The 25,604-nt window shown below is 73.0% G+C and carries 24 protein-coding genes and 1 pseudogene; 5 read left to right on the forward strand and 20 right to left on the reverse strand.

Annotated features, from left to right (window positions below; all coding sequences use genetic code 11):
• Positions 1-8: 8 nt before the first annotated feature.
• Entirely contained in the window at positions 9-1,172 is a 1,164-nt protein-coding gene (locus tag ACFPCY_RS26085; protein WP_378259466.1) for a hypothetical protein, read from the reverse strand.
• Positions 1,173-1,321: 149 nt separating this feature from the next.
• Between ACFPCY_RS26085 and ACFPCY_RS26090 the strand changes: the two genes are divergently transcribed.
• Together ACFPCY_RS26090 and ACFPCY_RS26095 are read left to right on the forward strand one after the other, a co-directional pair.
• Positions 1,322-1,567 (forward strand): DUF2630 family protein, encoded by a 246-nt coding sequence (locus ACFPCY_RS26090; RefSeq protein WP_378259467.1) that lies wholly within the window; start codon positions 1,322-1,324, stop codon positions 1,565-1,567.
• Positions 1,568-1,834: 267 nt separating this feature from the next.
• Entirely contained in the window at positions 1,835-2,197 is a 363-nt protein-coding gene (locus ACFPCY_RS26095; protein WP_378259468.1) for a hypothetical protein, read from the forward strand.
• Between the two features lie 539 nt (positions 2,198-2,736).
• On the opposite strand, the gene argS is transcribed toward ACFPCY_RS26095, so the two are convergent.
• The 7 genes and pseudogenes from argS to ACFPCY_RS26130 all read right to left on the reverse strand — a co-directional run bounded on the left by argS (position 2,737) and on the right by ACFPCY_RS26130 (position 12,291).
• On the reverse strand, positions 2,737-4,500 hold the full coding sequence (argS, locus tag ACFPCY_RS26100) for an arginine--tRNA ligase (protein ID WP_378259469.1): 1,764 nt from the start codon (positions 4,498-4,500) through the stop codon (positions 2,737-2,739).
• 9 nt (positions 4,501-4,509) lie between these two features.
• Complete coding sequence (locus tag ACFPCY_RS26105; protein ID WP_378259470.1) at positions 4,510-7,140, reverse strand: HAD-IC family P-type ATPase; 2,631 nt, start codon at positions 7,138-7,140, stop codon at positions 4,510-4,512.
• Between the two features lie 505 nt (positions 7,141-7,645).
• Positions 7,646-8,713: pseudogene (gene plsX / locus ACFPCY_RS26110) on the reverse strand (phosphate acyltransferase PlsX); the annotation flags it as partial.
• 556 nt (positions 8,714-9,269) lie between these two features.
• Positions 9,270-9,671 (reverse strand): hypothetical protein, encoded by a 402-nt coding sequence (locus ACFPCY_RS26115; RefSeq protein WP_378259471.1) that lies wholly within the window; start codon positions 9,669-9,671, stop codon positions 9,270-9,272.
• A gap of 231 nt (positions 9,672-9,902) precedes the next feature.
• The gene (locus tag ACFPCY_RS26120) at positions 9,903-10,295 is read right to left on the reverse strand and encodes a hypothetical protein (protein WP_378259472.1); all 393 of its coding nucleotides are present in this window, start codon (positions 10,293-10,295) and stop codon (positions 9,903-9,905) included.
• Positions 10,292-11,206 (reverse strand): alpha/beta fold hydrolase, encoded by a 915-nt coding sequence (locus tag ACFPCY_RS26125; protein WP_378259473.1) that lies wholly within the window; start codon positions 11,204-11,206, stop codon positions 10,292-10,294. Before ACFPCY_RS26125 ends, ACFPCY_RS26120 begins: the two co-directional genes overlap by 4 nt.
• Positions 11,203-12,291 carry a DUF998 domain-containing protein gene (locus ACFPCY_RS26130; RefSeq protein ID WP_378259474.1) on the reverse strand — a complete coding sequence of 363 codons (1,089 nt, stop codon included), beginning with the start codon at positions 12,289-12,291 and terminating at the stop codon, positions 11,203-11,205. The genes ACFPCY_RS26125 and ACFPCY_RS26130 overlap by 4 nt, the downstream gene beginning before the upstream one ends.
• A 430-nt stretch (positions 12,292-12,721) precedes the next feature.
• Between ACFPCY_RS26130 and ACFPCY_RS26135 the strand changes: the two genes are divergently transcribed.
• Positions 12,722-14,032 (forward strand): KamA family radical SAM protein, encoded by a 1,311-nt coding sequence (locus ACFPCY_RS26135; RefSeq protein WP_378259880.1) that lies wholly within the window; start codon positions 12,722-12,724, stop codon positions 14,030-14,032.
• Between the two features lie 191 nt (positions 14,033-14,223).
• On the opposite strand, the gene ACFPCY_RS26140 is transcribed toward ACFPCY_RS26135, so the two are convergent.
• The gene (locus ACFPCY_RS26140; protein ID WP_378259475.1) at positions 14,224-15,432 is read right to left on the reverse strand and encodes an MFS transporter; all 1,209 of its coding nucleotides are present in this window, start codon (positions 15,430-15,432) and stop codon (positions 14,224-14,226) included.
• Between the two features lie 58 nt (positions 15,433-15,490).
• Between ACFPCY_RS26140 and ACFPCY_RS26145 the strand changes: the two genes are divergently transcribed.
• Positions 15,491-16,483 carry an ArsR/SmtB family transcription factor gene (locus ACFPCY_RS26145; RefSeq protein WP_378259476.1) on the forward strand — a complete coding sequence of 331 codons (993 nt, stop codon included), beginning with the start codon at positions 15,491-15,493 and terminating at the stop codon, positions 16,481-16,483.
• Between the two features lie 81 nt (positions 16,484-16,564).
• Here ACFPCY_RS26145 and ACFPCY_RS26150 read toward each other — a convergent pair whose 3' ends face one another.
• The 7 genes from ACFPCY_RS26150 to ACFPCY_RS26180 form a co-directional block, all read right to left on the reverse strand.
• Positions 16,565-17,713, reverse strand: a complete 1,149-nt coding sequence (locus ACFPCY_RS26150; protein WP_378259477.1) for a sensor histidine kinase — start codon at positions 17,711-17,713, stop codon at positions 16,565-16,567.
• On the reverse strand, positions 17,710-18,357 hold the full coding sequence (locus ACFPCY_RS26155) for a response regulator (RefSeq protein ID WP_378259882.1): 648 nt from the start codon (positions 18,355-18,357) through the stop codon (positions 17,710-17,712). Before ACFPCY_RS26155 ends, ACFPCY_RS26150 begins: the two co-directional genes overlap by 4 nt.
• A gap of 37 nt (positions 18,358-18,394) precedes the next feature.
• On the reverse strand, positions 18,395-19,138 hold the full coding sequence (locus tag ACFPCY_RS26160; RefSeq protein ID WP_378259478.1) for an ABC transporter permease: 744 nt from the start codon (positions 19,136-19,138) through the stop codon (positions 18,395-18,397).
• Entirely contained in the window at positions 19,135-19,827 is a 693-nt protein-coding gene (locus tag ACFPCY_RS26165) for an ABC transporter ATP-binding protein (RefSeq protein ID WP_378259479.1), read from the reverse strand. Before ACFPCY_RS26165 ends, ACFPCY_RS26160 begins: the two co-directional genes overlap by 4 nt.
• A 79-nt stretch (positions 19,828-19,906) precedes the next feature.
• The gene (locus ACFPCY_RS26170; RefSeq protein ID WP_378259480.1) at positions 19,907-20,668 is read right to left on the reverse strand and encodes an alpha/beta fold hydrolase; all 762 of its coding nucleotides are present in this window, start codon (positions 20,666-20,668) and stop codon (positions 19,907-19,909) included.
• A gap of 71 nt (positions 20,669-20,739) precedes the next feature.
• On the reverse strand, positions 20,740-21,060 hold the full coding sequence (locus tag ACFPCY_RS26175) for a DMT family transporter (RefSeq protein ID WP_378259481.1): 321 nt from the start codon (positions 21,058-21,060) through the stop codon (positions 20,740-20,742).
• 55 nt (positions 21,061-21,115) lie between these two features.
• Positions 21,116-21,448 carry a DMT family transporter gene (locus tag ACFPCY_RS26180; RefSeq protein WP_378259482.1) on the reverse strand — a complete coding sequence of 111 codons (333 nt, stop codon included), beginning with the start codon at positions 21,446-21,448 and terminating at the stop codon, positions 21,116-21,118.
• 104 nt (positions 21,449-21,552) lie between these two features.
• Here ACFPCY_RS26180 and ACFPCY_RS26185 point away from each other — a divergent pair, with 104 nt between their 5' ends.
• A complete protein-coding gene (locus ACFPCY_RS26185) occupies positions 21,553-22,002 on the forward strand; it encodes a MarR family winged helix-turn-helix transcriptional regulator (RefSeq protein WP_378259483.1) in 450 nt (149 codons plus the stop codon).
• A 32-nt stretch (positions 22,003-22,034) separates the two neighbouring features.
• On the opposite strand, the gene ACFPCY_RS26190 is transcribed toward ACFPCY_RS26185, so the two are convergent.
• Genes ACFPCY_RS26190 through ACFPCY_RS26205 form a run of 4 tightly spaced genes read right to left on the reverse strand, consistent with a single transcriptional unit; the run spans position 22,035 to position 25,558 of the window.
• Positions 22,035-22,559 (reverse strand): YbhB/YbcL family Raf kinase inhibitor-like protein, encoded by a 525-nt coding sequence (locus tag ACFPCY_RS26190; RefSeq protein ID WP_378259484.1) that lies wholly within the window; start codon positions 22,557-22,559, stop codon positions 22,035-22,037.
• 46 nt (positions 22,560-22,605) lie between these two features.
• Positions 22,606-23,481, reverse strand: a complete 876-nt coding sequence (locus ACFPCY_RS26195) for a carbohydrate ABC transporter permease (protein ID WP_378259485.1) — start codon at positions 23,479-23,481, stop codon at positions 22,606-22,608.
• Positions 23,478-24,506, reverse strand: coding sequence for a carbohydrate ABC transporter permease (locus tag ACFPCY_RS26200; protein ID WP_378259486.1), 1,029 nt, complete (start codon positions 24,504-24,506; stop codon positions 23,478-23,480). The genes ACFPCY_RS26195 and ACFPCY_RS26200 overlap by 4 nt, the downstream gene beginning before the upstream one ends.
• Entirely contained in the window at positions 24,503-25,558 is a 1,056-nt protein-coding gene (locus ACFPCY_RS26205) for an ABC transporter ATP-binding protein (protein ID WP_378259487.1), read from the reverse strand. The genes ACFPCY_RS26200 and ACFPCY_RS26205 overlap by 4 nt, the downstream gene beginning before the upstream one ends.
• Between the last annotated feature and the right edge of the window lie 46 nt (positions 25,559-25,604).

Raw genomic sequence — 25,604 nt, forward strand, 5'->3', positions numbered from 1 at the left:
GGGGTAGATCAGGTGCCTACCAGGACCACATCGCGTACGACCTCGAGCCGAAGCACGGCCGGGCGCGCGAAGACAACCGCAAGGAAGACCAAGGCGACCACCGCGAAGCGGTCGGCGCCGAAGCGGACCAGCGCCGCCGCGAAGTCGACGGCGGCAAGGTCCACGGTCACGGCACGCACCGGGACGGCGCGCAAGACCGCCGGCCGGGCGGCCACCGGGAGCCGGACGTCCGCGTCGCGGGGCACGGCCGCCAAGAAGGCGACCGGCACGCGCCGCGCGTCCGCCGGGTCGGGACCGTCCCGGAACGGCACGCGGACGACCGCGGCCAGGAAGTCGACGGCCGGGAGGACGACCGCGAAACGCGGGTCGTCCTCGACGGCGGCGAAGCGGACGGCGGGAACCCGCCGCAGCGCGGCAGCCGCCCCGTCCCGCGGCACGGCGGCCGCCGCCAAGAAGGTGACGAGCGCCGCGACGCAGGCCAAGTCCGCCGCGACGAAGATGAAGTCGGTGGCGACCAAGGCGAACGCCTCGGTGAAGGCCATGACGGCGATGACCAAGGCGATGACCACCGCGACCAAGGCGATGGCGGACGCCGCGAAGGCGATGAACGTCGCCGCGAAGGCCGTCGGCGGCTCGGGGTCGGGCGGGGGGACCGCGCGCGGTTCGACCGCCCGCAAGTCGACCGCCAAGAAGGCGTCCACGCGCAAGTCGGCCACCGCGAAGAAGTCGACCGCCAAGAAGTCGGCGGCGAAGAAGTCGACGAGCGCGCGGAAGTCCACGGCGAAGAAGACGACGGCGCGCAAGGCGTCCACCGCCAAGAAGGCCGGTACGGCCAAGAGCGCGACCACCGCGAAGAAGGCGGCCACCGGCAAGAAGGCGACCGCCAAGCGGACGAGCGCCGCGTCGGGCCGGGCGAAGTCGGCGTCGTCGGCCTCGACCGCCAAGCGGGCGCCCGCCAAGCGCTCCACGACCAGGAAGACCACCGCGCGCAAGTCGGCGGGGACGAGGTCGGAGCCGACGCGTCCGCGCACCAAGGCGGCGTCGAGCAGCCGCGGGCCCGCGCGCCGCACGGTGTCCTCGCCCGCGTCGGCCACCTCGAGCGGCGCGGCCTCGGCCGCCTCGGACACGACCCTGGTCGATCCGAAGACCGCGCCCGTCGGTGCGAGCTCCACGCCGTCGCCGAACGGCGGCGTCCTGTCCGGGATGAACCGGGGGGCCGAAGGCGGTTGACGAGGGTGGGATCCTCGACGGTGCAGAGCCCTGTCCCGCGTCCGCGCGGGTCGGGGCTCGGCCGGTGAGTGGACGAGCCTACGGAGGACGCATGGACGACAAGCAGATCCTTTCGCACATCGACGAGTACGTCGCCGAGGAGGCGAAGCTGCGCGAGAAGCTCCAGCGGGGCGAGCTCTCCCAGGGCGAGGAGCAGCAGCGCCTGCGCGCCCTGGAAGTGGAACTCGACCAGTGCTGGGACCTCCTCCGCCAGCGCCGCGCCCGCCGCGACGCCGGCCAGAACCCGGACGACGCCACCGCCCGCCCCGGCGCCGCGGTCGAGGGCTACCTCCAGTAACCCGCGCCCACCAGCGCCCCACCCGCCCCTGTCGCCCACCTGGCGACGGGACGGGCCGGCCCGGGCACCTCGGCCGGAAAACTCGGCTGACATCTCCTGGCTGCCCGGCCTCGCCGGGAGGGTGCGGGCCGAGGGCCGCTGCTCTCCCTGACCGGATGCGGCCGGGGAAGAACCGGCCGGTGCGCCGACCCACACGGCCGACGCGTCGTCTCATGAGCTGAGACGGCACCCGACGGGGGCGCCGCGTGCCAGGGGAAGAGGGCCGCTGTGAAGGGCCTGCCGCAAGCCGTGACCGTGGGGACCGTCCTGGTCGCGGCCGTACCTTTCATCGCGCTGACGCAGGCGTCGGCGTCCGCGCGACCCGCCGTCGCCCTGACCGCCGCGCGGACGGCCGCCGTCGCGCAGGGCCGCGTCCACGCGCCGGTCCCGCTGCGCGTCCGCAGCAAGGCGAACCGCCTCAGCCAGACCTACCGCCGGCTGCCGAACGGCACGACCGTGGCGCTCCGCTGCTCCGTCAAGGGACAGCGCATCTACGGCAACCGCACCTGGTACCGCCTGGCGACTGCTCGCCACGAGTACGTGGCGGCCCACTACGTGAAGCTCGTCTCAGGCCACGTCCCACCCTGCTGACCGGCGCCATCCCGCCTCGCCGGCCGCGCCCTTCCGCCCTGCTAGACCAGCGGCATCGCGTCTCGCCGGCCGCGCCGTCCCGCCCCGCTAACCGGCGCTGTCCCGCCCCGCTAACCGGCGCTGTCCCGCCCCGCTAACCGGCGCTGTCCCGCCCCGCTAACCGGCGCCATCGCGTCTCGCTGGCCGCGCCATCACGCCCCGCTCGGCATGTGCTTGCCCGCTTGGGGCGGCGTGATCTTCCGGTCCCGCGGAGCGGCTTACTGCGGCCTGGTGGAGCGCGGGGCCCGCGCCGCGGAGGCTGCTCGGGGCGCGGTGTTGTGCCTTGGTCAGGGATGCTGTTGCGCGTCGGAGTCCTGGCCTCGCGGTGTGGTTGGTGTCCGGTTTGGGAAGCTAGCTGGCCCTCTGCGGGGCTGAAATGGGTTTTGACGGGCGAACTCGGTAGATCGGTGTTCCGGGATCGTCTGGGCGGGTTCTGGCCTGAATGGGACGGAAAGAGCCGTCCACCCGGCGGGGTGGACGGCTCTCGTGCGTTCCGGGAGCTACATGCGTTCCGGGGTGGGGACGCCGAGGAGGCCGAGGCCGGTGACCAGCGTGCGCAGGGTGAGGGCGCACAGGGCCAGCCGGGACTGCCTGGTCTCGTCGTCCGGCGCCTTCAGGACGGGGCAGTTCTCGTAGAAGGCCGTGTAGGCCGACGCGAGTTCGAACAGGTAGGTCGCGAGCCGGTGCGGCTCGGCGGTCTCGAAGGCGCTCTTGACGGCGGCTCCGAAGCCGAGCAGGTGCAGGGCCAGGGCGCGTTCGGCGGGCTCGCGGACGGTGATCGGGCCGTGCGCGTCGTCCGGGGAGACGCCCGCCTTGCGGAAGATCGACCGGATCCGGGTGGCGGCGTACTGGAGGTACGGGCCGGTGTTGCCCTTGAAGGAGATCATCCGGTCGAAGTCGAAGATGTACTCGCTGTCGCGGGCGACCGACAGGTCGGCGTACTTGACCGCGCCGATGCCGACGGCCTCGACGATCGCCTCCCGCTCGGCGGCGTCGAAGGAGCCGTCGTGGTTGAGCTTGTCGAACTCGGCCCCGGCCCGCTCGACGGCCTCGTCCAGCAGCTCGGCGAGCTTGACCGTGCCGCCCGCCCGGGTCCGCAGGATCTTGCCGTCGGTGCCGAGGACGTTGCCGATCTCGGCGTGCTCCAGCACCATCCCGTCGTTGACCCAGCCCGCCATCCGGGCGACCGCGAAGGCCATCTGGAAGTGCAGGGACTGCGGCGCGCCGACGACGTAGATCACCCGGTCGGCGTGCTCGGTGTCGGACCGGTACCGGATGGTCGCGAGGTCGGTGGTCGAGTAGTTGTAGCCGCCGTCGCTCTTGCGGACGATCACCGGCAGCGGGTCGCCCTCGCGGCCCTTGAAGCCGGGCGGGAACACCACGAGCGCGCCGTCGCTGATCTCGGCGATGCCCTTGTCGGTGAGCTCCTGCGCGGTCGGCGCGAGCAGGTCGTTGTAGAACGACTCGCCCTTGATGTCGTCGTCGGTGAGCGTGACGCCCAGCCGCGCGTAGACGTGGTTGAAGTACCGCTTCGACACGTCCACGAGGATCTGCCAGAGCCGCATGGTCTCCGGGTCGCCCGCCTGGAGCTTGACGACCCGGGTCCGGGACCGCTCGGCGAAGCCGGGGTCGGAGTCGAACTTCTGCCGGGCGGCCTGGTAGAAGGCGGTGAGGTCGCTGACCGACGAGTCGTTCCGCTCCGCGGCGTCCACGCCGACGTCGAGCAGCTGCTCGATCAGCATGCCGAACGGCGTGCCCCAGTCGCCGACGTGGTTGTCCCGGACGACGTTCTCGCCGAGGAACTCGCCGATCCGGGCGATGGCGTCGCCGACGATCGTGGTGCGCAGGTGCCCGACGTGCATCTCCTTCGCCACGTTCGGCGACGAGTACTCGACGATCACCTTCTGCGGGTGCTCGGCCGGCGGCACGCCGAGCCGGTCGTCGGCGAGCGCGTCCTGCGCCCGGCCCGCGATCCACTCGTCGGACAGGGTGAGGTTGATGAAGCCCGGCCCGCTGATCTCGACCTTGGAGACCAGCCCGTCCACGTCGAGCCGCGCCACGATCTCCTCGGCGATGCCGCGCGGGTTCTGCTTCTCGCCTCGCTCCTGGGTGAGCGGCTTGACCAGCGACATGGCGACGTTGGCCTGCAGGTCGGCGAACTGCGACGGCCGGATGACCGGGTCGGTGTCCGCGAACGACGGTCCGAAGGCGGCGGCGAGCGCGGCCCGGACCCTGTCAGCGAGTACGAGTTGCGGGTCGGACATGTCTCAAGGTTATCGGCGCGGCGGTGTGGAACCGGTAATGGTTTGCTGTTTAAGGGCCTTCAGGACAAGGGTCAGCAGCACCCCGGCGACGCCCGCGATCACCAGGGCGTCCAGATCGTTGCCGAGGCTGTCGGGGCGCAGCGCGAAGAAGTGCCGCAGCCAGGGCACGGCGAGGACGATCAGAAACGCCGCGCCCATCGCCCCGACCAGGCCGAGCCGCCACCAGTTCCACGGCCGCGCGATCAGCACCAGCACCCACAGGGCCAGCAGGAACAGCGACAGGGACGCGGACGACGAGTCCTCCTCGAAGCTGCTCTCCGGGTTGCGGGTGGCGATCCAGTAGCCCGCGAACGTGGCGACGCCGCAGGCGAGCCCGGCCGGGACCGCGAACCGCAGGACGCGCGGCACGAAGCCGGGCCGGGCGCGCTCGGAGTTCGGCGCGAGCGCGAGGAAGAACGCCGGGACGCCGATCGTGAGGGAGCTGATCAGCGTCAGGTGCCGCGGCAGGAACGGGAACCGGACGTGCATCAGCCCGACCAGCACCGACAGGATGATCGAGTAGACGGTCTTGGTGAGGAACAGGTTGGCGACGCGCTCGATGTTCCCGAGCACCCGCCGCCCCTCGCCGACGACGTGCGGCAGGGTCGCGAAGCGGTTGTCCAGCAGGACGATCTGCGCGACGGCGCGGGTGGCGTCGCTGCCGGAGCCCATGGCGATGCCGAGGTCGGAGTCCTTCAGGGCGAGCACGTCGTTGACGCCGTCGCCGGTCATCGCGACCGTGTGGCCCCCGGCCTGGAGCGCCGCGACCATGTCGCGCTTCTGCTGCGGGGTGACCCGGCCGAACACGGAGTTGTGCTCCAGCACCTCGGCCATGTCGCCGATGTCGGACGGCAGGGTGCGGGCGTCCACGGGATGCTCGGCGTCGGGCAGGCCGAGCGAGGTGGCGATCGCGCCCACCGAGACCGGGTTGTCCCCGGAGATGACCTTGACCGTGACGTCCTGCTTCGCGAAGTAGGCGAGGGTCTCCTCGGCGTCGGGGCGGACCCGCTGCCGCAGCACGATGAGCAGCGCGGGCCGCGCGGTGGACGCGACGTCGAGCCGGTCCGGATCGGCGAACGCGCCGTCCGGAACCCGGGCGAGCGCGAGGACGCGCAGCCCGGTGGACCCGAGCTCCTCGGCCTTCGCGCGAGCCGGATCGTCCGGCCCGAGCAGCACGTCGGCCGCGCCGAACACCCAGGACCCGTGCCCCTCGAACCTCGCCCCACTCCACTTGCGCGCGGACGAGAACGGGACGGCGTCCTCCCGCCTCCAGCCCGGATCGGGAACGTCGAGCCCGTCCTTCACAGCCTGCATCGTCGCGTTCGGATCCGGATCCGCATAAGCCAACGCCGCCAAAGCCCGCTCCCCAGCCCCCCGCCCCCCAGAGGCCCCCTGCGCACCCGCCCCTTGCGCACCCGACTCCCGCGCATCCGCCCCTTGCGCATCCGCCGGACCCGCCCCCTGCGCATCCGGGGCCTGTGCACCCGGCGTTCGTGCGTCCGGCGCCTGTGTGTCTGGTGCTTGTGCACCCGGCACCCGTGCATCCAGCTCCTGCGCGCCCGGTGCCTGCGTGTCCGGTTCCTGCGTCTTCGGTGCCTGTGCGTCCGGTGCATGGGGGGCTGGGGCGGTGGGGGGTGGGGTGTCGAGGGGGACCAGGTGGTCGAAATCCATGCCCGGCTCGGTGAGGGTGCCGGTCTTGTCCACGCACAGGACGTCCACGCGGGCGAGGCCCTCGATGGCGGGGAGTTCCTGCACGAGCGCCTGCCGGCGGCCCAGCCGGACGACCCCGACCGCGAACGCGATGCTCGTCATCAGGACCAGGCCCTCGGGGATCATGGTGACCACGCCCGCGACCGCGCCGACCACGGCGTTCGAGACGCCGCCCGCCGACCGGAACTGGCTCGCGAACAGCAGGATCGCGACCGGGATGATCAGCCAGGTCACGTACTTGAGGAACCGGTTGATGCCCTCCATCAGCTCCGAGCGGGTGAGGGTGAACCGGCTGGCCTCCTCGGTGAGCCGGGCCGCGTAGGCGTCCCTGCCGACCTTCGCGGCGGTGAACGTGCCGCTGCCCGCGACCACGAAGCTGCCCGACTTCAGCTCGTCGCCCGCCCGCTTATGGACGGGATCGGCCTCGCCCGTCAGCAGCGACTCGTCGACCTCCAGGCCGCTGGAGGCGACGACCGGGCCGTCCACGACGATCTTGTCGCCGGTGCCGAGCGCGATCAGGTCGTCCCGCACGACCTCGTGCTGGCGCACATCCCGGGCCGTCCCGTCGCGGACGACCCGGACCGGCGCCTCGCCGATCACGGCGAGCCGGTCGAGGGTGCGCTTGGCGCGCAGCTCCTGGACGACGCCGATCGCCGAGTTGGCGACGATGATCCCGCCGAACAGGCCGTCCTGCCACTCGCCGAACAGCATGACCAGCACGAACAGGGAGCCGATCAGCGCGTTGAAACGGGTGAGGACGTTCGCCCGGACGATCTCGCCGACCGACCGGCTGGTGCGGCGCGGCACGTCGTTGACCTGGCCGGCCGCAACGCGTTCGCGGACCTGCGCGTCGCTGAGCCCGCCCCGCGCGGCCTGCTCCACGTCAGTCATCTTCCCCCCGTTGGAAGCCCCATTCCCAGAGATCGACTGGGACAACCCCGGGGTCCGCTCAGCGACCCGCGGCGCCCCGGTCCGGCCGCTCGGCCGCCCGTCCCGTCACCGGACGCGCCGCCGACTCGGCGTCCGCACCCGGCCCCCGTTCACCTTCACCCTCTACAACGTGTGACGGCCTCGGAACGTTGGGGTCATCGTCCCGGTGATTTTCGCGAGCGGCCGCGTCCTTCGCCGAGCCGCCCTTCGCCGAGCCTTCCTTCGCCGTGACGGCCTTCGCGGCGGCGTCCGTGCCGCCTCCGGTCTCCCGCGCGTCCCGCGGCTCGCGCCCGTCCCGAGCGTCGCGTCCGTCCTTGCCCTCACGGCCGGGGCGGGCGTCGCGGCCCTTCTTGGGATCGCGATCGTCGCGGCCCTTGGCGTCGCGGCTGTCCTTGGCGTCGCGTCCGTCCTTGGGCTCGTGGTCGTCGCGGCTGTCCTTGGCGTCCTTGGAGGCGTCGCGGTCGCCGTGGGGCCAGCGGGGGAAGCGGGACGTCTTGGTCGCGGCGACCTGGTCGCGGATGCGTTCGACGATGCGGCCCGCGGCCAGCTCGTGCGCGAGCAGGCAGGCCGAGGTGATCGCGCGGGCGCGCGCCGCCCCGTGCGCGATGATCACTGTTCCGTTCAGGCCGAGCAGGACGCCGCCGCCGTAGGTGTCGGAGTCGAGGCGGTCCCTGAGCTCGGTGAGCTTGCGGCGTTGCAGCAGCGCGCCGACGCGGGCGGTCCGGGACGAGGTGACGGCCTCGCGGATCTCGGCGAACGCCGTCCGGACGGTGCCCTCCAGGGTCTTGAGCGCGACGTTCCCGGTGAAGCCGTCGGTGACGATCACGTCCACCTTGCCCGCGAGCAGGTCGTGGCCCTCGACGTTCCCGGCGAACTCGACGCCGTGGTGTCCGGACGCGAGCAGCTCGTGCGCGCGCTTGGCGAGCTTGTTGCCCTTGCCCGCCTCCGAGCCGATGTTGAGCAGTCCCACGCGCGGGCGCGCGAGGCCGAGGCGGATCTGCGCGTAGGCCGTGCCGAGCGCGGCGAACTGCACCAACGTCTCCGGCTTCACGTCGGCGGTCGCGCCCGCGTCCAGCAGGACGGTCGGACGCGGACGGGTCGGGAGCGTCACCGCGATCGCGGGCTTCATCACGCCCTGCTGGGCCTTCAGCCGCAGCCGCGACGTGGCGACCACCCCGGCCGTCGAACCCGCCGACACCAGCGCGGACGCGCGGCCCTGCTTGACCAGATGGCAGGCGATCGCGACCGACGAGCGCGGCTTGCGCCAGCTCGCGAGCGCGCCCTCGCCCATGTCGAGCGCCTCGTCCGCGTGCACGATCGGGATCTCCCCGGCGATGCCGAGCAGGTCGAGGCGCGCCCGGATCCGCGGCGCCTGCCCCACCAGGACGACCCGCACGCCGTGCTCGCGGAACGCGGCCACCGCGCCGTCGATGATCTCTTCGGGCGCGTGGTCGCCGCCCATGGTGTCCACCGCGATCGGCGCGGGCCGCACCCGCGGCTCCTGCGCCGCCCGCGCTCGCGAATCCTGGCTCATGCGCGCCCGCCCGTCCCAGCCACCCGCGTCCGCAAGTCCTGGCTCGTGCGCGCCCGCGCTAGCGGGGTCTGGTTCGTGCGCGCCCGCGGGGCCTGGCTCGTGCGAGCTCGGGCAGCCCGGCTCGTGCGCGCTCGCGCTAGCGGGGTCTGGCTTGTGTGCGCCCGCGGGTCGTGGCTCGTGTGCGCACGCGCTCGCGGGGCCTGGTTCGTGCGCGTCCGCGGGGCCTGGCTCGTGCGAGCTCGGGCAGCCCGGCTCGTGCGCGCCCGCGCTAGCAGGTTCTGGCTTGTGCGGGTTCGTGCGTCCTGCGTTGCTTGGGGGTGCGGAGCTTGGGCTGGGCGGGAGCAACCGGGGTGGGGGTGCGTGGCCGGAGCGGGGCCGGTGGCACCGACCGGCGAGGGACGTGCCTGCTCGCCATTGCCGGTCATCAGCACTCCAGAGGGGACGGGGAGAGAGGCGCCGCGCCACGACGGGGCAGCTCATCGCATGGTATCCAGCGATCGCCGGGCCTCCGCCGTCCCGCCCCCGGGAGGGACGACGCTCCGTCCCTCCCGCCGGATCAGTGCTTCTTGGCGCAGTCCGTCCCGAGGCAGTCGGCGTTCTGCACGATCGGACGGCCGTTGACGAGGACCGTGTAGTACTGGGTCTGCGTCGCGTCCTCGCCCGCGCCGATCACCTGCACCGGACGGTGGTCCGCGGTGCTGGCGGTGCAGCTGACGCGCATCTTCTCCTTCGTCCATCCCGGCGCGTCCGCGCAGGTCAGGCCGGAGGTGAGGGTGACGCCGCGGCGGGCCAGCTCGGCTCCGCCGACGCGCGCGACCCCCGTGCGCAGCGCCTTCTGGGACGGGTAGCGCAGTTCCTTGGAGCCGGAGACCGTCAGGTAGGCGGCGCCCGCGGCGAAGCCGGCGACGACGACGGCCAGCGTGCCCATGACCAGGGCTCTCGTTCGAGTGATCTTCACGGCTGTAGACGTCACCGCTCGGTCGGCGCGGCACGCGGACGCCGTCCCGATCTTTGTCGATCATGCGGACTCGTTACGCGTGCTTCACGTGCCGCCGGTCAGCGCATGCCCGCGTCCAGACCTTCCGCCGCGTTCGCGTGGTTTGGGCGTCGCGTCGCCGGGCGGCGGAGCGGCGGATCGGCGGGCGGCGGAGCGGCGGAGCGGCGGGCGGCGGGGCGGCGGGGCGGCGGCTCAGGTGTGCCGGCAGCCGGTGCCGAGGCAGTCGCGGTCGATCAGCACGCGTCCGCCGACGGTCACCTGGTAGCGCTCGCGCGGGTTGGACGTGTCGGCGTCGCTGACCGTCCCGGTGATCGCGACGGGCTCGCCGCCGGTGGTGCGGGCGGTGCAGGTGATCCGGACCTCGGCGAACGCGCCGGTCGGCGGCGTCTGGCAGGCCGGGCGGCCCTCCAGCCGGACGCCTTGCGCGCGCAGGTCGGCGGACGCGCCGTCCGCCACCGCGTTGCGGTACGCGCCCTCGGAGATCCGCTGCATGACGCCGCATCCGCTGAGCCCGGCCACCGCGATCGACGCGACGAACATCACACCGAGGCGGCGCCTCAGGCGTCCGCGGGCCGGGGCGGTCACGACGCGCCCCCGTGGACGCGGTCGACGGCGTCCGCCACCGCGTCGGGACGGTCGAACTGCACCATGTGCGGGCAGTCCGGAAGATCCACCTGGTGGCCGCGCGGGGACATCCCGGCGAGGCGGCGGTGGCAGCCCGCCCATTCGAGGCCGTCGCCCGCGTCGCCGAGCGCGGTCAGCACCTCCAGCGGGATGGCCGGAAGCGGTCGCCGCTCGCGCAGCGCCAGCAGGTCGGCGGCGGCCTCGCGGTACGCGACGTCCTCGGCGATGACCGCGCCGAGCACCGCGCCGCGCCCGTACACCGACCGGACGACCTCGGGCGGCACCGGCTCCGCGCGCTCGGTGACCTGCTTCAGTGTGATGCGCCGCCCGAACGGCCCGATCACCCGGGACAGCCGGGTCGCCTCCAGGCCGGCCCCGGTCGCGCGCAGGACGGGATGGACGGCGGCGCTGATCCGCAGCCCGGCGCAGTTGACCCGCTCCTCGCAGCTCGGATCGACCAGCACCAGCGCGCGCACGGCGTCCGGATGCAGCCGGGCCAGCGCCTCGGCGTGGAACCCGGCCATCGAGTGCGCGACGACCGTGACCGGCCCGCCGCTCGCGCGCGCGAGGTCGGCGAGGACGCCGACGTCTCGGCGCAGGCTCGCCGGACGCCGCGCCGCCGGGCTCAGCCCGAGCCCCGGACGGTCGAACGCGATCACCCGGTACCGGTCGTGCAGCAGGCCGATGACCGGTTCCCAGTCGAACCACGCCCCGCCGAGGCCGGTGCTGAGCAGCAGCGCGGGCGCGTCCGGCGGACCGGACTCGACCACGTGCACCCGCTCGCCCCCGGCCGCGGCGATGCGCCCGCCGGGCGCGACCGGACCGCCGTCCGCGCCGTCCCGCTCCACCGTCGTCCGCTCGCCGCGCGTCACCGGGCCGTCGTCTCCTTCGCCTGGACGGGGCGGGTCTGCGGCGCGCGCCACGCGGCCCGCCAGTCGGCCCACAGCGCCCACGCGATCGTGAGCAGGCCGAGGCACAGGATGCTGATCTGGATGCGCTGCAGGATGCCGAGCCACTCGCCGACCAGCATCGCGACGACGGTCGCGAGCGCGAACGCGGTCTCGACGACCGCGAGGAGCCAGCCGAACCGGGCGAGCGCGGGCCACCAGCCGTACCGGCGGGCCGCGATCGACAGCGTGAGCAGCGCCGCGACGCCGCAGGCGATCACCGCGCTGCTGGTCACCGAGTGGAAGGAGTGCGAGAACGACACCTGGTCGGCGCGCTCGCGCAGCGCGCACCACGTCTCCAGGCTGGGCGCGCAGTCGAGCGGGAACAGCGCGTCGCCCATCGCGCACAGCCCGAACAGGCCGAGGAAGCTCCAGCCGAGCGTGCTCCAGAACCGGCGGCGCAGGGTGGCCAGCGCGGTGCCCGCGACGATGATCGACAGCACCCCGGTGACCAGGTCGCCGCCGCTGTAGACCAGGTGGTACGGCTGGTCGCGGGCGGACAGCTCGCTCACGTACCCGTTCACGACGTCCAGCGCGGGGCTCAGCAGGTGCTCCAGCATGAACGTGGCGTAACTCACGCCCGCGACGGCCGCGATCACCGCCGCGAACAGCGGCGCCACCCCCGGCCGCACCGCCGCCACCCCACCCAGCGCCGCCGCCCCTTCGGGCCGCGTGCTCGCGTCGCCGCGCCGCGCTGCCGTCGCTTCGGGTCGCGCGCTCGCGTCGCCGCGCCGGGCTGCCGTTGCTTCGGGTCGCGCGCTCGCGTCGCCGCGCCGCGCCGCCGCCCCTTCGGGCTGCGCCGCGGTTTCTCCGGGCTGCGCCGGCGCCATGCGTTCCTCGCCTGCGGCGCTTCGGGGCGTCGGCTCGCGGCTTTCGAGCGGCCGTTCGGCGCTTTCGGGCGTCCGTTTGCGGTCGTTCGGGTCGGTGGCGGACGGCGGGTCGTGGTCGTCCGCGGCGGCGTGGGGCACCGGCTCGCGCCCCCTGGGCCTGTCGTGCCCGGTCGCCTTCACCGGCCCCCCTCAAGCGTCGGTCGCGTCCTTCGGCACTGGCGCTCGCAGTCGCCCGCGCGGAGTCGCCGGTACAGCGTCGAACGCCTCGTGTGCATCGAGCGTTCCCTTTGCAAGTATCTCCACACCAGCATAGGGAGCCGCGTCGGCTCGCCACTTTTACGCCGCGTAATCGTTGTATCTGGTGCGGGTCCGTAAGTGCCCTCGGACCGCCGGGCGCGCGCTGGCGCTGACCTGCTTCTTTGTACTGGTAAGGGGGTATCCATTCGGCATGTACCGATTTTCGACGCTTCAATGGGGGTGGCCCGGACCCGGACGATGACTGTCGGTGACGAAGTGAAACCCCCCGGCGGGTGCGGCTTCGCGGACGTTCACCGTCCCGGGCGCGGTGCCCGCATCCCCCGCTGAACTCAAGGAGTACCCACACGTGACGATGGTGAACGACGCGGCTCCCCACACGCGATCCTCCGGTCGCAAGTTCCGCGCCTTCACGGCGAAGCACCTGGACGAGCTGACCGCCCGTGCAGGCCTCTCGCCGGACCAGCAGTTGGCGGTACGGGCGGTGGCGACCGTACTGCCCTTCCGTACCAACGCCTACGTCATCGAGGAGCTCATCGACTGGTCCGCCGCGCCGGACGACCCGATCTACCGGCTGGTCTTCCCGCAGGAGGACATGCTCCCCGAGGCGGACGTCGCCCACCTGGCCGGCCTGCTGCGCCGGGAGGCGCCCAAGGCCGAGGTCGAGGCCGCCGCGCACGCGGTGCGGATGAAGCTCAACCCGCACCCCGCGGGGCAGATGGAGCTGAACATCCCGACCTTCGGGGACGGCAAGATCCCCGGTCTCCAGCACAAGTACGACGAGACCGTGCTCTACTTCCCCAAGCAGGGCCAGACCTGCCACGCGTACTGCACCTACTGCTTCCGCTGGGCGCAGTTCGTCGGCGAGCCGGACCTCAAGATGGCCGGGGACGAGCCGGACCAGCTCCGCCGGTACCTGCTCGCGCACCCCGAGGTGACCAGCGTCCTGTTCACCGGCGGCGACGCCATGATCATGGGCGAGCCGGTGCTGCGCCGCTACATCGAGCCGCTGCTCGACCTGGAGCAGCTCGAGTCGATCCGGATCGGCACCAAGTCGCTGGCCTACTGGCCGCAGAAGTTCGTCACCGACCCGGACGCCGACGCGATGCTGCGGCTGTTCGAGCAGGTCGTCCAGTCGGGCAAGAACCTCGCGTTCATGGCGCACTTCACGCACCCGCGCGAGCTGGAGCCGCTGATGGTCGCCGAGGCGTGCCGGCGGATCCGGGACACCGGCGCGGTGATCCGGACGCAGGCCCCGCTGATCCGCACGATCAACGACGACCCGAAGGTCTGGGAGAACATGTGGCGCACCCAGACCCGCATGGGCCTCGTGCCGTACTACATGTTCGTGGAGCGTGACACGGGGCCGCAGGACTACTTCGCCGTCCCGCTGGCCGACGCCTACGAGATCTTCCGGGACGCGTACGCGAACGTCTCCGGCCTCTCCCGGACGGTGCGCGGCCCGTCCATGTCCGCGACGCCCGGCAAGGTCTGCGTGGACGGCGTCCTGGACCTGTTCGGCGAGAAGGTCTTCGCGCTGCACTTCATCCAGGCGCGCGACTCGTCGCTGGTGAACCGGCCCTTCTACGCCAAGTTCGACCCGAACGCGGTCTGGCTGGACGACCTCAAGCCCGCCTTCGCCGACAAGTTCCCCTTCGAGGCGTAACCCGACGGGCGTGACCGGGGAGTCCAGGGCGGAACTCCCCGGTCAGCGAACCGGCATGCGAACCGTCCGGCGTGCCCACCCTCGGGCATGCGAGCCCTCGGGCGGGCGAACCGTCCGGCGTGCCCACCCTCGGGCGGGCGAACCGTCCGGTGTGCGAGCCGTCCGGCGGACGCGCCGTCCGGCGGGCGGGGTCAGCTGAGGTGGCGGGACAGGGCGAGGGCCGCGCACACCGACGCGCCGCCGAACAGCGCCATCGTGATGCCGGGGGAGAGGCCCTCGGCGAGCGCGCCCGCACCGGCCATCGCGCCGGACTGGAGGGTCATGCTGCCGGTGGTCAGGAGCCCGAACGCCTGCCCGCGCCGTTCCTCGGGGACGGCGTCCACGAACCGCTGCTGGATGCTCAGCTCGTAGCTCAGCCCGGCCGCCCCGGCGAGGCCGAGGACGCAGGCGATCGCGATGCCCGGCCTGAGCGCGAACAGCACCAGCGGCGCGCCGTTCAGGACGGCCAGCAGCAGTCCGATCCGCTCGCGCAGCGCCAGCGGGACGAACCGTCCGACGACGAAGTTGCCGAGCAGCATCCCGGCGGCGATCGAGGCCAGCACGAAGCCGGCCTGCTCGGCCTTCCCGATGGACGCGGCGTAAGGGATCACCACGCCCTCCGCGCCGGTCGCGAGCGCCGCGGGCAGCCACATCGCGACCAGCCCGCCGCGGATGACCGGATCGCGCAGCAGCGCCTTGTTGACCCGCCAGGTCTCCCGCGCGGCCCCGCCGTCGCGCTCGCCCTCGACGCGCGGCGGACGGGCCGCCAGCCCGATCCGCGCGAACAGGGCGGCGCATCCGGCGGTCGCGGTGGAGAGCCACAGCGTGCTGGACGGCCCGACGGCGGTGATCAGCAGCCCGCCGCACGCCTGCCCGGCGATCTGGGCGCCGCCCGCCGTCATGGTGAACACCGAGCGGCCGAGGACGTAGCCGCCGTCGCCGGGCAGGATCTCGCTGAGCATCGCCCACGTGGACGCGGACGCGAGCGGCATCAGCAGGCCGAGGCCGAACATCACGCAGAGCGTGCCGCCGACGGGCAGCACGTCCAGCGCGAGCAGGGCGGACGTCGCGGACTGGACGAGGTAGACGCCGACGAGCAGCCGGCGCGGCGGGAGCCGGTCGGTGTGCGAGAGCAGCAGCGCACCGCCGATGACGTAGGGGAACATCTCGGCGGTGTAGGCGAGCGCCGCGAGCAGGGACGATCCGGTGCGCTGGTAGACCAGCACGGACAGCGCCAGCATCCGCACCATGTCGCCGCCCACGAGGATCACTCGGAGCGCGAACAGGACGCGGAACTCGCGGACGGCGAAGATGTCGCGGTAGGCGACGGTGGCGGGGGACGTGGTAGGAGTCGTCGTCACGACACGCACCTTCGCGGCATATCGCCGCCGAGGCTAAGGTTTCGGGCAGGAGCGAAACATGGCGTGGATCGAGGTCGGTCCGGGGGACGTCACCGCGTCGAGGTTCGCGGTGTCGCCTCTGGCGGAGGTCACCAGCGCGCTCGGCGTCCTGTCCGGGCGGCACGAGCTGGGACCGCTCGAACCGTGGGTGCGGCGCGCCCGCCCCACCTTCCGCGCCCTGATGGACGACCCGTCCGTCCGGGCGCTCGCCTTCCTGCGCCGCCGCGGCGGCTACATGGCCGATTTCGTGACGCCGCCGCCCGAGCGCGTCCACGTCACGCTGGAGGAGCAGCTCGCGCAGGTCAGGGCCACGCCGCTGGCGCTCGCGCGGCACGAGCTGGCGCAGAACCGGGCGGGCCTGCCCGCGCCGGACCGGGCCGTCCGCACCGTCCTGGACTCCGACGACGTGGTGGATCTGCTGGCGAACGGCCTGGCCAGAGCGTTCGGCGCGCTGATCGAGCCGGACTGGCCCACGATCCGGACGATCTTCGAGCGGGACCTGCTGTACCGGGCCGGTCGCCTCGCCGTTTACGGCTGGGCCGAAGCCCTGGCCGGACTGTCCCCGCGGGTGCACTGGCATCCGTCCGAGACCGGCGGCGCGATCGAGCTGGCGGGCCTGGAGGGGCCGCGCACGTCCCTCAACGGCGCGGGGCTGCTCTTCCAGCCGTCGGTCTTCGCGGGGCTCGGCTACTCGACCGAACCGCCGTGGCGCAACACCCTGCTGTACCGGGCGCGCGGCGTCGCGGCGCTCTGGCTCCGCGACGCGCCGCCGAACGACGGCCTGCCCAAGCTGATCGGCCGCACCCGCGCCGACGTGCTGCGCGCCCTGGACGAGCCGACCACGACGACCCGCCTGTCCGCGCTGCTCGGGATGAGCCTCGGCAACGTCGGCGACCACCTGGCCGTCCTGCGCGACTGCGGCCTGGTCGCGCGGGACCGGTACGGACGCGCCGTCCTGTATCGGCGCACCGAGCTGGGCGAGGCTCTGCTCGACAGCGGGATACCGCCGTAAGGCCGCTCAGTAGCGCAGGCCTCAGTAGCGCAGGCCTCAGTGGCGCAGGAGTCAGTGGCCCAGGAGTCAGTGGCGCAGAAGTCAGTAGCGCAGGACGGCTCGCACCGCGAACCCGCCGTCCGGGGTCGTCCCGGCCTCGAACGCGCCGCCGTGCGCGAGCGCCCGCTCCCGCATTCCGAGCAGACCGAAACCCCCGCCGGACGTCCCGCCGCGCGCCGGACCGGTATCGCGCACCTCCACCTCCAGCCGCCCTGGCCGGTTCCGGACGCGCACCTGGCAACATGCGGACGCGTCCGCATGCCGTGTCACGTTCGTCACCGCCTCCTGGGCGATCCGAAATGCCGCGACCTGCACGCCCTCAGGCACCTCCCCGAACCCGCCGCCGCCCGGATCGCCGGACACCTGCACTCCGCCCTCGGACCGCGAGCCGTCGAGGTGGAGCTCGAATCTCGCGCCCGCCGCCCGGACGAGGCCGGGAAGGTCCCGCAGGCCGGGCGCGGGGCCGAGGGCGGTCTCGTCGGCCTCGCCGCGCAGGACGCCGAGCATCGCCCGCATCTCGCCGAGCGACGTCCGGCTGACCTCCTCGATCACTTCGAGCGCGCGCCGCGCCTCCTCCGGACGGTCGGCGACGACGTGGTTCGCGACCCCGGCCTGGACGGCGATGAGGCCCATGCCGTGCGACACCACGTCGTGCATCTCGCGCGCGATGCGGAGCCGCTCGTCCGCCCGGGCGCGCTCGATCTCGCGTTCGGCGTTCCGGCGGCGCTCGGCGACGGCCTGCCCTGCCGTCCAGGCGCAGCCGAGCAGGACGAGCCCGAGCAGCGCGCGCGGCAGGACGGTCCCGACCGCGCCCGCCGGAGCGCCCACGGCGGCCAGCCCGACCGCGCCCGCCGCGCTGAAGGCGCCGACGAGCCGCGTCGAGGGCGCGCGCGCCGCGCGACGCCGCGACGCGACCGTGTACATCGCGAGCGCGGCGGCGAGGAACGCGCCGGCGCCGACCGAGATCCCGATCACCGACACGGCCGCCGACGCCGCGAAGACCGCTACCGGCCACCGGCGCCGCACGACCAGCGGCAACGCCGCCGCCATCGAGACCGTCCACGCCCCGGCAGTCATGCCCTGAAGCCCGGTGACCTGCGGGAAAGCGACCAGACCGAGAACCAGCGCCGCGTCCACCGCGAGGCGTTTCAGCCCCTCCCGCGTCCGGACGTCCACGGAGTCGCGGTTCATCGTCCGGCCAGTCCCGATTCGTAGGCCACGATGACGAGCTGGGCGCGGTCGCGCGCGTGGAGCTTGCTCAGCAGCCGTCCGACGTGCGTCTTCACGGTCGGCAGGCTGAGCCGGAGCCGCTCGGCGATCTCGGCGTTGCTCAGCCCGGCGGCGATCAGTTTCAGCACGTCCCGCTCCCGGTCGGTGATGCCGTCGATCGCGACGTCCGTGCGGCGGGCGAACGCCTCGACCAGCCGCCGTGCGACCGACGGCGCGAGCATGCTGTCCCCGGCCGCCACCACCCTGATCCCCTCCAGCAGGTCCGCCGGACGCGTGTCCTTCAGCAGGAAACCGCTCGCCCCGGCGCGCAGCGCCGCGAAGACGTAGGCGTCCAGGTCGAACATCGTCAGGACGAGCACGCGCGCGCCGCCCGCCTCCGGGTCGCCGCAGATCCGGCGGGTCGCCTCCACGCCGTCCAGGACGGGCATGCGGACGTCCATGAGCACCACGTCCGGACGCAGCCGCCGCGCCAGCTCCACCGCCCGCTCCCCGTCGCCCGCCTCGCCGACGACCTCCAGGTCGGGCGCGTAGTCGACGAGCAGCCGGAAGCTGCCCCGCAGCAACGCCTGGTCCTCCGCGATCAGGACCCGGACCGTCTCGCTCAGCACGCCTCCCGCCCTCGGAATGCCCGAAGCGTAACCGTCAGACGTCCCGCCGCCGCAGCGCGAGCAGGCCGCCGAGGACGGCCGCGGCCGTCCATGCGAGCAGCACCGCGCCGCCGAGCAGTGGCCCCAGCGCGTCCTCCCCGGGCCGGACGGTCAGCAACTGCGCCCCCGCCCGATCGGGCAGCAGGTTCGCCGCGAACCTGCTCGACTGCGCGACCGTCATCAGCTGCGACCCCACGGTGACCAGCGGCAACAGCACCGCGAGCGGGACCAGCGCGGTCCGCGTCACCATCGTGCAACCGGCCGCGAGCAGGCACATGAGCGTCAGGTGAAGGACGGCCCCGGCCAGCGACCTCGGCACGCCGTCCGCGCCGAGCGACGTCCCGTGGCGGCCGAGCGCGAGCTGCGTGGCGAGATCCGAGACGATCACCGAGAACGCGACGACCGGCAGCGCCACCACCGCGACCGCGATCATCTTCGCCGCGTGGAACCGCGCCCGCCGCGGCACCGCGAGCAGCGCGGGCCCGAGCGGGTCGCCGGACACCGCGAGCACCCCGAACACGATCAGCGCGAGCATCCCGTACTGGACGCCGTCGAACCCCGCCTGCTGCGCCGTGAAATCGGGCCGTATCGACGGATCGTGGGAGTCGAGCGCCTGCCGTCCGGACCATCCGTCCAGCGCTCCGACACCGACGCTGATCATCGGCACCAGCGCCAGCGCGACCCTCGGCCCGCGCAGGCTGCGCAGCTTCACGAACTCGGCGCGCACCGCGTCGATCACCGGACACCGCCCGTCATCCGCAGGAACTCGTCCTCCAGATCGCCGGTGAACGCGGCGGTGTCCGCGTCGGCGACGAGCCGTCCGCGCGCGACGATCACGAGCCGGTCGGCCGTCCGCCCCACCTCACCGATGAGATGGCTCGACACCAGCACCGTCCGGCCCTCGGCGGCGAGCCCGCGCAGCAGGCCCCGCAGCCACCGGAGGCCCTCGGGGTCGAGGCCGTTCGCGGGCTCGTCGAGGATCACGATCCCGGGGTCGCCGAGCAGCGCCGCCGCGAGGCCGAGCCGCTGCCGCATCCCCTGCGAGTACCCGCCGACCCGGCGACGGGCGGCGTCCGGCAACCCGACGAGTTCCAGCACCTCCTGGACCCGGCGCGGACCGATTCCGGCCGTCCGCGCGAGCCACAGCAGATGCGCGTACCCGGTTCGCCCGCGATGCGGCGCGGCCGTCTCCAGCAGGGCGCCGACCTCGCACAGCGGACGCCGGAGATCGCGGTAGCGGCGCCCGCCCACCAGGGCGCGCCCGCCGTCCGGGGACGCCAGCCCGAGGATCATGCGCATCGTCGTGGACTTCCCGGCGCCGTTCGGTCCCAGGAACCCCGTCACGCGTCCCGGCCGGGCCGTGAACGTGAGATCGTCCACGGCCGCGACCGGCCCGTACCGCTTGCTCAGCCCCTCGACTTCGATCATGGGCCCACGCTGGCAGGCCCGCCCCGCGAGCACATCGGCCTGCGGTCCGTCAGCCCAGAGGACCACCCCCACCGGAAAATCAGGCGGTCTGGGCGTCCAGGAAGGCGCGGACGGCGTCGGTGAACGCCTCCGGCGCGTCGTGGTGGACGACGTGGCCGGCGTCCAGCGAGACCAGCAGGGCGGGGAGGCGCTCGGCCATCTCGGTCGCGTGCGAGGCCGGGAGCTCGTCGCTGCGCTCGCCGTGGATCAGCAGCGTCGGGCAGGTCAGGGCGTTCCAGTCGGCCCAGTGGTCGGCGGTCAGCGCCTTCTGGGACGCGACCGTGTCGCCGATGTCGAAGGACAGGCCCCACCCGTCCCCGGACGGACGCAGCGAACCCTCGACGTACGGGGCGAGACCGCCGAGGGCGGCGACCAGCTCCTCGCGCGTGGGCGCGTGCGTGGGCAGCCGCAGGGTGAAGTTCCAGTCGGAGTCCACGACCGCGCCGATGTCCTCCACGATCAGCGCGCTGACCCGCCCCGGGTGCCTCGCGGCGTACTGGTAGGCGTTGACGCCGCCCAGCGAGTGCCCGAGCAGGGCGACGGGGCCGAGACCCAGGTGCCGGTGGAAGGCGGCGAGGTCCGAGACGTAGTCGTCGCGTCCGTAGGTCCCGGCCCGGTCGGACTCGCCGTGGCCGCGCTGGTCGAGCGCGAGGACCCGCCACTCGGGGGACAGCGCCTCGGCCAGCGGCGCCCAGACGGACGCCTCGTTGTAATGGCCGTGGAGGGCGATCAGCGGCCTCCCCGGACCGCCGAAGTCCAGGTATGACAGCCGTCGCCCGTCCACTGAGAAGTACCCGCGCATGGTCCGAGATGCTAGATCGCCGGTACGACGATCCTGACGGCGGCCGAGGGGCACCCGCGCCGCGGGGGGCCTCAGAGGCCCGCGGCGAGCTTCAGGGTGATCGCCCCGGCGATGATCGCGGCGAAGGAGAGCAGCTTGGGCAGGGTGATCCGCTCCTTGTAGATCAGGGCGCCGAACAGGACGGTCCCGATCGAGCCGATGCCCGTCCAGATCGTGTAGCCGACGCTCACGTCCAGGGTGCGCAGGGCGAGGCTGAGGGTGAAGATGCCGCCGCTCGCGGCCAGCAGCGTCAGGACCGACGGCCACAGCCGGGTGAAGCCGTGCGTGGCGTTGGTGCCGAGGGCGAAGGCGATCTCGAAGACGATGGCGAGCGCGAGGAAGAACCAGGCCATGGTGTCGTCGCTTCCGTTCCGTGAAGGGGGCGGGGGAGGGGTTCAGGTCGGGGATTCAGTTCGACGGGGCGAGCTTGTCGGCGAGCTTGAGGCCGAGCACGCCGCCGATGATCAGGACGAACGCGAGCGCCTTCGCGGCGGTCATCGACTCGTGGAAGATCACCGTGCCGAGGGAGACGGTGCCGACCGAGCCGATGCCGGTCCAGACGGTGTAGCCGACGCCGACGTCCAGGGTCTTCAGCGCCTGGCTGAGGAAGAAGATCCCGCCGGCCGCCGCCCCGGCGGTCAGCAGGGACGGCCAGAGTTCGGTGAAGCCGTGCGTGGCGTTGGTGGCGAGCGCGAACACCACCTCGAAGACGGACGCGACCAGCAGGTACAGCCAGGCCATGAGCACCTCCAAGTGCTTGTATGTATATGCAAGTTCTTTCGGACGAGCAAGAGTATGTATGTACAAGTAAGCTGGTGTCAACGAGCACGGGAGGGACGGCGCAGATGGAAGCGACGCTTCAGGGGCGGGCCGACGTGCGGCTCTGGAACCGGGTGCTCGCGCTGCACGCGCGCGTGGAGCACAGGCTCGGGACCGTCCTGCAACGGCAGCACGGCCTCGGCCTGTCGGAGTACCGGGCGCTCGCGCTGCTCGCCGAGGCCCCGGACGGCGAACTGCGCATGCAGGATCTCGCGAGCGGCCTCGGGCTCAACCAGAGCTCGGTGACCAGGCTCGTCGGACGGCTCAACGAGGCCGGGTTCAGCTACCGCGACCTCTGCCCGGACGACAAGCGCGGCGTCTACACGGTGATCACGGACGCCGGCCGCGAACGCTACCGGCGGGCCCGTCCGTCCTACGAGGAGGCGCTCACCACCACCCTGGACGAGGCGGAGGAGGCGTCCGAGGTGCTCGGCGAGGCCCGCCGCAACGCGCGCCGAGAACAGCCGGGGGAGTGAGGGCACCGCGGGACGGTGCCCTCACCGGCGGGTCACTTGGTGCCGTAGACCGGGACGAGGGTGGCGCGGGCCAGCGTGTGGGCGGTGACGTTGAAGCCCACCACGGCGGGCATGGCGTCCGACGGGATGCCGAGCGACTCCACGTCCAGGGCGTGCACGGTGAAGACGTAGCGGTGCGGGTCGCCGGGCGGCGGGGCCGCGCCGCCGAACTCCTTGTTGCCGTAGTCGTTGCGCGCGTGGACGCCGATCTTGGAGTCGGCGGTCCCGGCGCCGGTCGGCAGCTCGGTCACGTCCGCCGGGACGTCGAACAGCACCCAGTGCCAGAAGCCCGAGCCGGTCGGCGCGTCCGGGTCGTAGCAGGTCACCGCGAAGCTCCTGGTCTCGGCGGGGAACCCGGACCAGCGCAGGTGCGGCGACAGGTTCTCGCCGGAGAAGCCCCAGTCGTCGAACACGTGCTTGTTCGCGAGGTGCTCGCCGTCGGCGATGTCGTCGCTCTCCAGCGTGAACGACGGGACCTCGGGCAGGTGCTCGTGCGGGAGCGGCGGCTTACCGGCCATGGTCAGTCCTCCTCCTGATAGCCGTTTCTCCCATACCTATCAGGGTCTACGTCTTCACCGCGCCCATGGTGAAGCCGGTGACGAACCGGTCCAGGAACAGGTTGAACACGAACGCGATCGGGACCGCCGTGAACACCGCCGCCGCCTGGAGCGACTGCCAGTAGAAGACGTCCCCGCGCACGAGCTGCGTCGGGACGCCGGTGCTCACCACCATCTTCGGCGCGGCGGAGACGAAGGCCAGCGCGTACACGAACTCGCTCGCGGTGAGGGTGAAGGCGAACACGACCACCGCGACGATCCCCGGGAACACCAGCGGCAGGACGACCCGGGCGAACGCGCTCAGCCGGCTGTGCCCGTCCACCATCGCCTGCTCCTCGACGTCCTTCGGGACGGCCCTGAGGAACCCGATCAGCAGCCACACCGACACCGGGACCGTGAAGGTCGGGTACACGACGATCATCGACCAGAGCGAGTCGGCGAGGCCCAGCGCGACCACCACGCGCGTCATCGACAGGAACAGCAGGGACGGCGGGACGAGGTAGACCAGGAAGATCCCGATCCCCATCGGCGTGCCCCAGGGGCGGTCCAGGCGGGCGAGCGAGTAGGCGGCGGGCAGCGCCAGCAGCAGCGTGATCACCACGACCGCCGCGCCGACCAGCAGCGTGTTCGTCACGAACGTCGGGAACCCGGTGTCGGTGAACAGGTACCGGACGTGGTCGGGCGTCGCGGGCCGGTTGAACGCGAACGGGTCGTTGGACGGGTTGTAGAGGTCCTGGTTCTGCTTGAACGCGCTGACCAGGCTCCACAGGAACGGCAGCGCGCAGACCAGCGCCGCCAGGATCGCCAGCAGGTACAGGGTGACGCGTCCGAGCACGTACCGGCGGGCGTAGCGGCGGCGCAGGGCCGCGGTGTCGGCGCTCACAGCGCCCCCAGCCGCCGGACGGCCCGCAGCACCGCGATCACCGCCGCGAGCAGGATCGGGAACAGGAACAGCGCGATCGCCGCGCCCTGCCCGACGTCCCCGCCCTCGATGCCCCGGAAGTACGCCCAGGACGCCAGCACGTCCGTCGCGTGCGTCGGCCCACCCCGCGTCAGCACGTACGGGACGGTCATGTCGGTGAACGTCATGATCGCCCCGAACAGCGCGGCGACCGCGATCACCGGCAGCGTCAGCGGGATCGTCACCTCGAACATCCGCCGCCAGTAGCCCGCGCCGTCCACCCGGGCGGCCTCCTCCAGGTCGCGCGGGATCGCGACCAGCCCGGCCAGGACGATCACGGCGGCGAGCGGCGTCAGCCGCCACGCCTGGACGAACACGACCGAGAGCATCGCCGTGGACGAGTGCCCCAGCCAGATCACGTTCCCGTGCAGCAGGCCCAGCCTCCGCAGCGTCCAGTCCACCGGCGAGTAGATCGAGTCGAGGAACCACAGCCACGAGATCGACGACAGCGCCACCGGGGTGGTCCAGGGCAGTAGCACCAGGAACCGGACGAACCACTTCCCCCGGAAGTCCGCGACCAGGATGTTCGCCAGGATCTTCCCGAACACCACGATCAGCGCCATCGACGCGACCGTGAACAGCAGCGTGTTCCCGAGCGCCTGCCAGAACACCCCGTCGTGGAAGATCTCCCGGAAGTTCCGGAACCCGACGAAGTGGTAGGACGGGTCGCCGGTCGTGACGTCGGAGAACGCGAACGCGATCGCCAGCAGGAAGGGCACGCCGACCAGCGCGGCGATGTAGACCACCGACGGAAGCAGCATCGCCCAGGCCAGGAAGCCCTCCCGATCCGAGAGCCGCGCCTTCGGCCCCACCCCACGCCCTCCCGCCGCGTCCGCCGCGCCCGCCGCTGCGCCCACCTTCGCCGCGCCGGCCTTCGCCGCGCCCGCCTTCGCCTCGCGCGCCTTTGCCCGGCGCCGTGCCGCCGGGTTCCTTCTCGCGGGGGTCACAGCCGCACCGCCGACGCCCGGAGGCCCGACTCGGCCTCGAAGAACCGCAGCCGCGACGCGTCCACGGCGAACTCGTGCGTCTCCTCCGGACGCAGCGGCGTCTCGACCGTCGCGGGAAGCCGCGCGATCACCCGCGTCCCCGCGCCGAACCCTCCGGCCGTGGCGTAGACGTGCCGGTCGCCGGACAGGTACTCCATCCGCTCGATCCGCAGCGGCATCGTCACGCGCTCGCCGGACGGGACGGCCTCGACCGGCAGCAGGTGCTCGGGACGGAACCCGACGAGCCGGTCGTCCCGCCGGACGAGGTTCATCGGCGGCGACCCGATGAACGTCGCGACGAACGTGTCGGCCGGGTCGTCGTACACCTCGGCGGGCGTCCCGACCTGCCGGACCCGGCCGTCCGACAGGACGGCGATCCGGTCGCCGAGGCCCATCGCCTCGGCCTGGTCGTGCGTGACGTAGACGGTCGTCGTGCCGACCCGCCGCTGGAACCGCTTCAGCTCGTCCCGCGCGGCGGTGCGCGTCTTGGCGTCCAGGTTCGACAGCGGCTCGTCCAGCAGGAAGACGGCCGGGTCCCGGACGAGCGCGCGGGCCAGCGCCACCCGCTGCCGCTCGCCGCCCGACAGGTGCCGCGGACGCCGCGCCAGCAGCGGTTCGATCCCGAGGAGCCCGGCCGCCCAGCGCGCCTTCTCCGCGCGGGCCGTCCGGTCGAGCGACCGCTCCGCCTTCAGCGGGAACTCGATGTTCGCGAGGACGGTCTTGTGCGGGTAGAGCGCGTACGACTGGAACACCATCGCGACCTGGCGGGCGCGCGGCGGCAGCCCGTTCACGACCTGCCCGTCGATCAGCACCTCGCCCTCGGTCGGCTGCTCCAGCCCGGCGATCGTGCGCAGCAACGTCGTCTTCCCGCACCCGGACGGGCCGAGCAGCACCAGGTACTCGCCGGGTTCGGCCGCCAGATCCACTCCGGCGAGCGCCCGGACGGACTCCGTGCCCAGCCTCCGATGCCCCTCGTAGACCTTGACGAGCGCCCGCACCTCGACCGTCTTCACCGCGAACCGCCTACCCCTCCCCGCCGCGTCGCCCACCGCGTCGCCC

Origin of the sequence: Actinomadura gamaensis (genome assembly GCF_042652125.1) — a bacterium.
In the GTDB taxonomy this organism is placed as follows: Bacteria; Actinomycetota; Actinomycetes; order Streptosporangiales; family Streptosporangiaceae; genus Spirillospora; species Spirillospora gamaensis.

Excerpts from the sequence above, each read along its gene's own strand:
- ACFPCY_RS26190 (WP_378259484.1), bottom strand. The coding sequence starts at position 22,559 with ATGGCCGGTAAGCCGCCGCTCCCGCACGAGCACCTGCCCGAGGTCCCG.
- ACFPCY_RS26180 (WP_378259482.1), bottom strand. The coding sequence starts at position 21,448 with ATGGCCTGGCTGTACCTGCTGGTCGCGTCCGTCTTCGAGGTGGTGTTC.
- ACFPCY_RS26165 (WP_378259479.1), bottom strand. The coding sequence starts at position 19,827 with ATGATCGAAGTCGAGGGGCTGAGCAAGCGGTACGGGCCGGTCGCGGCC.
- argS (WP_378259469.1), bottom strand. The coding sequence starts at position 4,500 with ATGTCCGACCCGCAACTCGTACTCGCTGACAGGGTCCGGGCCGCGCTC.
- ACFPCY_RS26170 (WP_378259480.1), bottom strand. The coding sequence starts at position 20,668 with ATGCGCGGGTACTTCTCAGTGGACGGGCGACGGCTGTCATACCTGGAC.
- ACFPCY_RS26150 (WP_378259477.1), bottom strand. The coding sequence starts at position 17,713 with ATGAACCGCGACTCCGTGGACGTCCGGACGCGGGAGGGGCTGAAACGC.
- ACFPCY_RS26135 (WP_378259880.1), top strand. The coding sequence starts at position 12,722 with ATGGTGAACGACGCGGCTCCCCACACGCGATCCTCCGGTCGCAAGTTC.
- ACFPCY_RS26105 (WP_378259470.1), bottom strand. The coding sequence starts at position 7,140 with ATGACTGACGTGGAGCAGGCCGCGCGGGGCGGGCTCAGCGACGCGCAG.
- ACFPCY_RS26145 (WP_378259476.1), top strand. The coding sequence starts at position 15,491 with ATGGCGTGGATCGAGGTCGGTCCGGGGGACGTCACCGCGTCGAGGTTC.
- ACFPCY_RS26175 (WP_378259481.1), bottom strand. The coding sequence starts at position 21,060 with ATGGCCTGGTTCTTCCTCGCGCTCGCCATCGTCTTCGAGATCGCCTTC.
- ACFPCY_RS26090 (WP_378259467.1), top strand. The coding sequence starts at position 1,322 with ATGGACGACAAGCAGATCCTTTCGCACATCGACGAGTACGTCGCCGAG.
- ACFPCY_RS26185 (WP_378259483.1), top strand. The coding sequence starts at position 21,553 with ATGGAAGCGACGCTTCAGGGGCGGGCCGACGTGCGGCTCTGGAACCGG.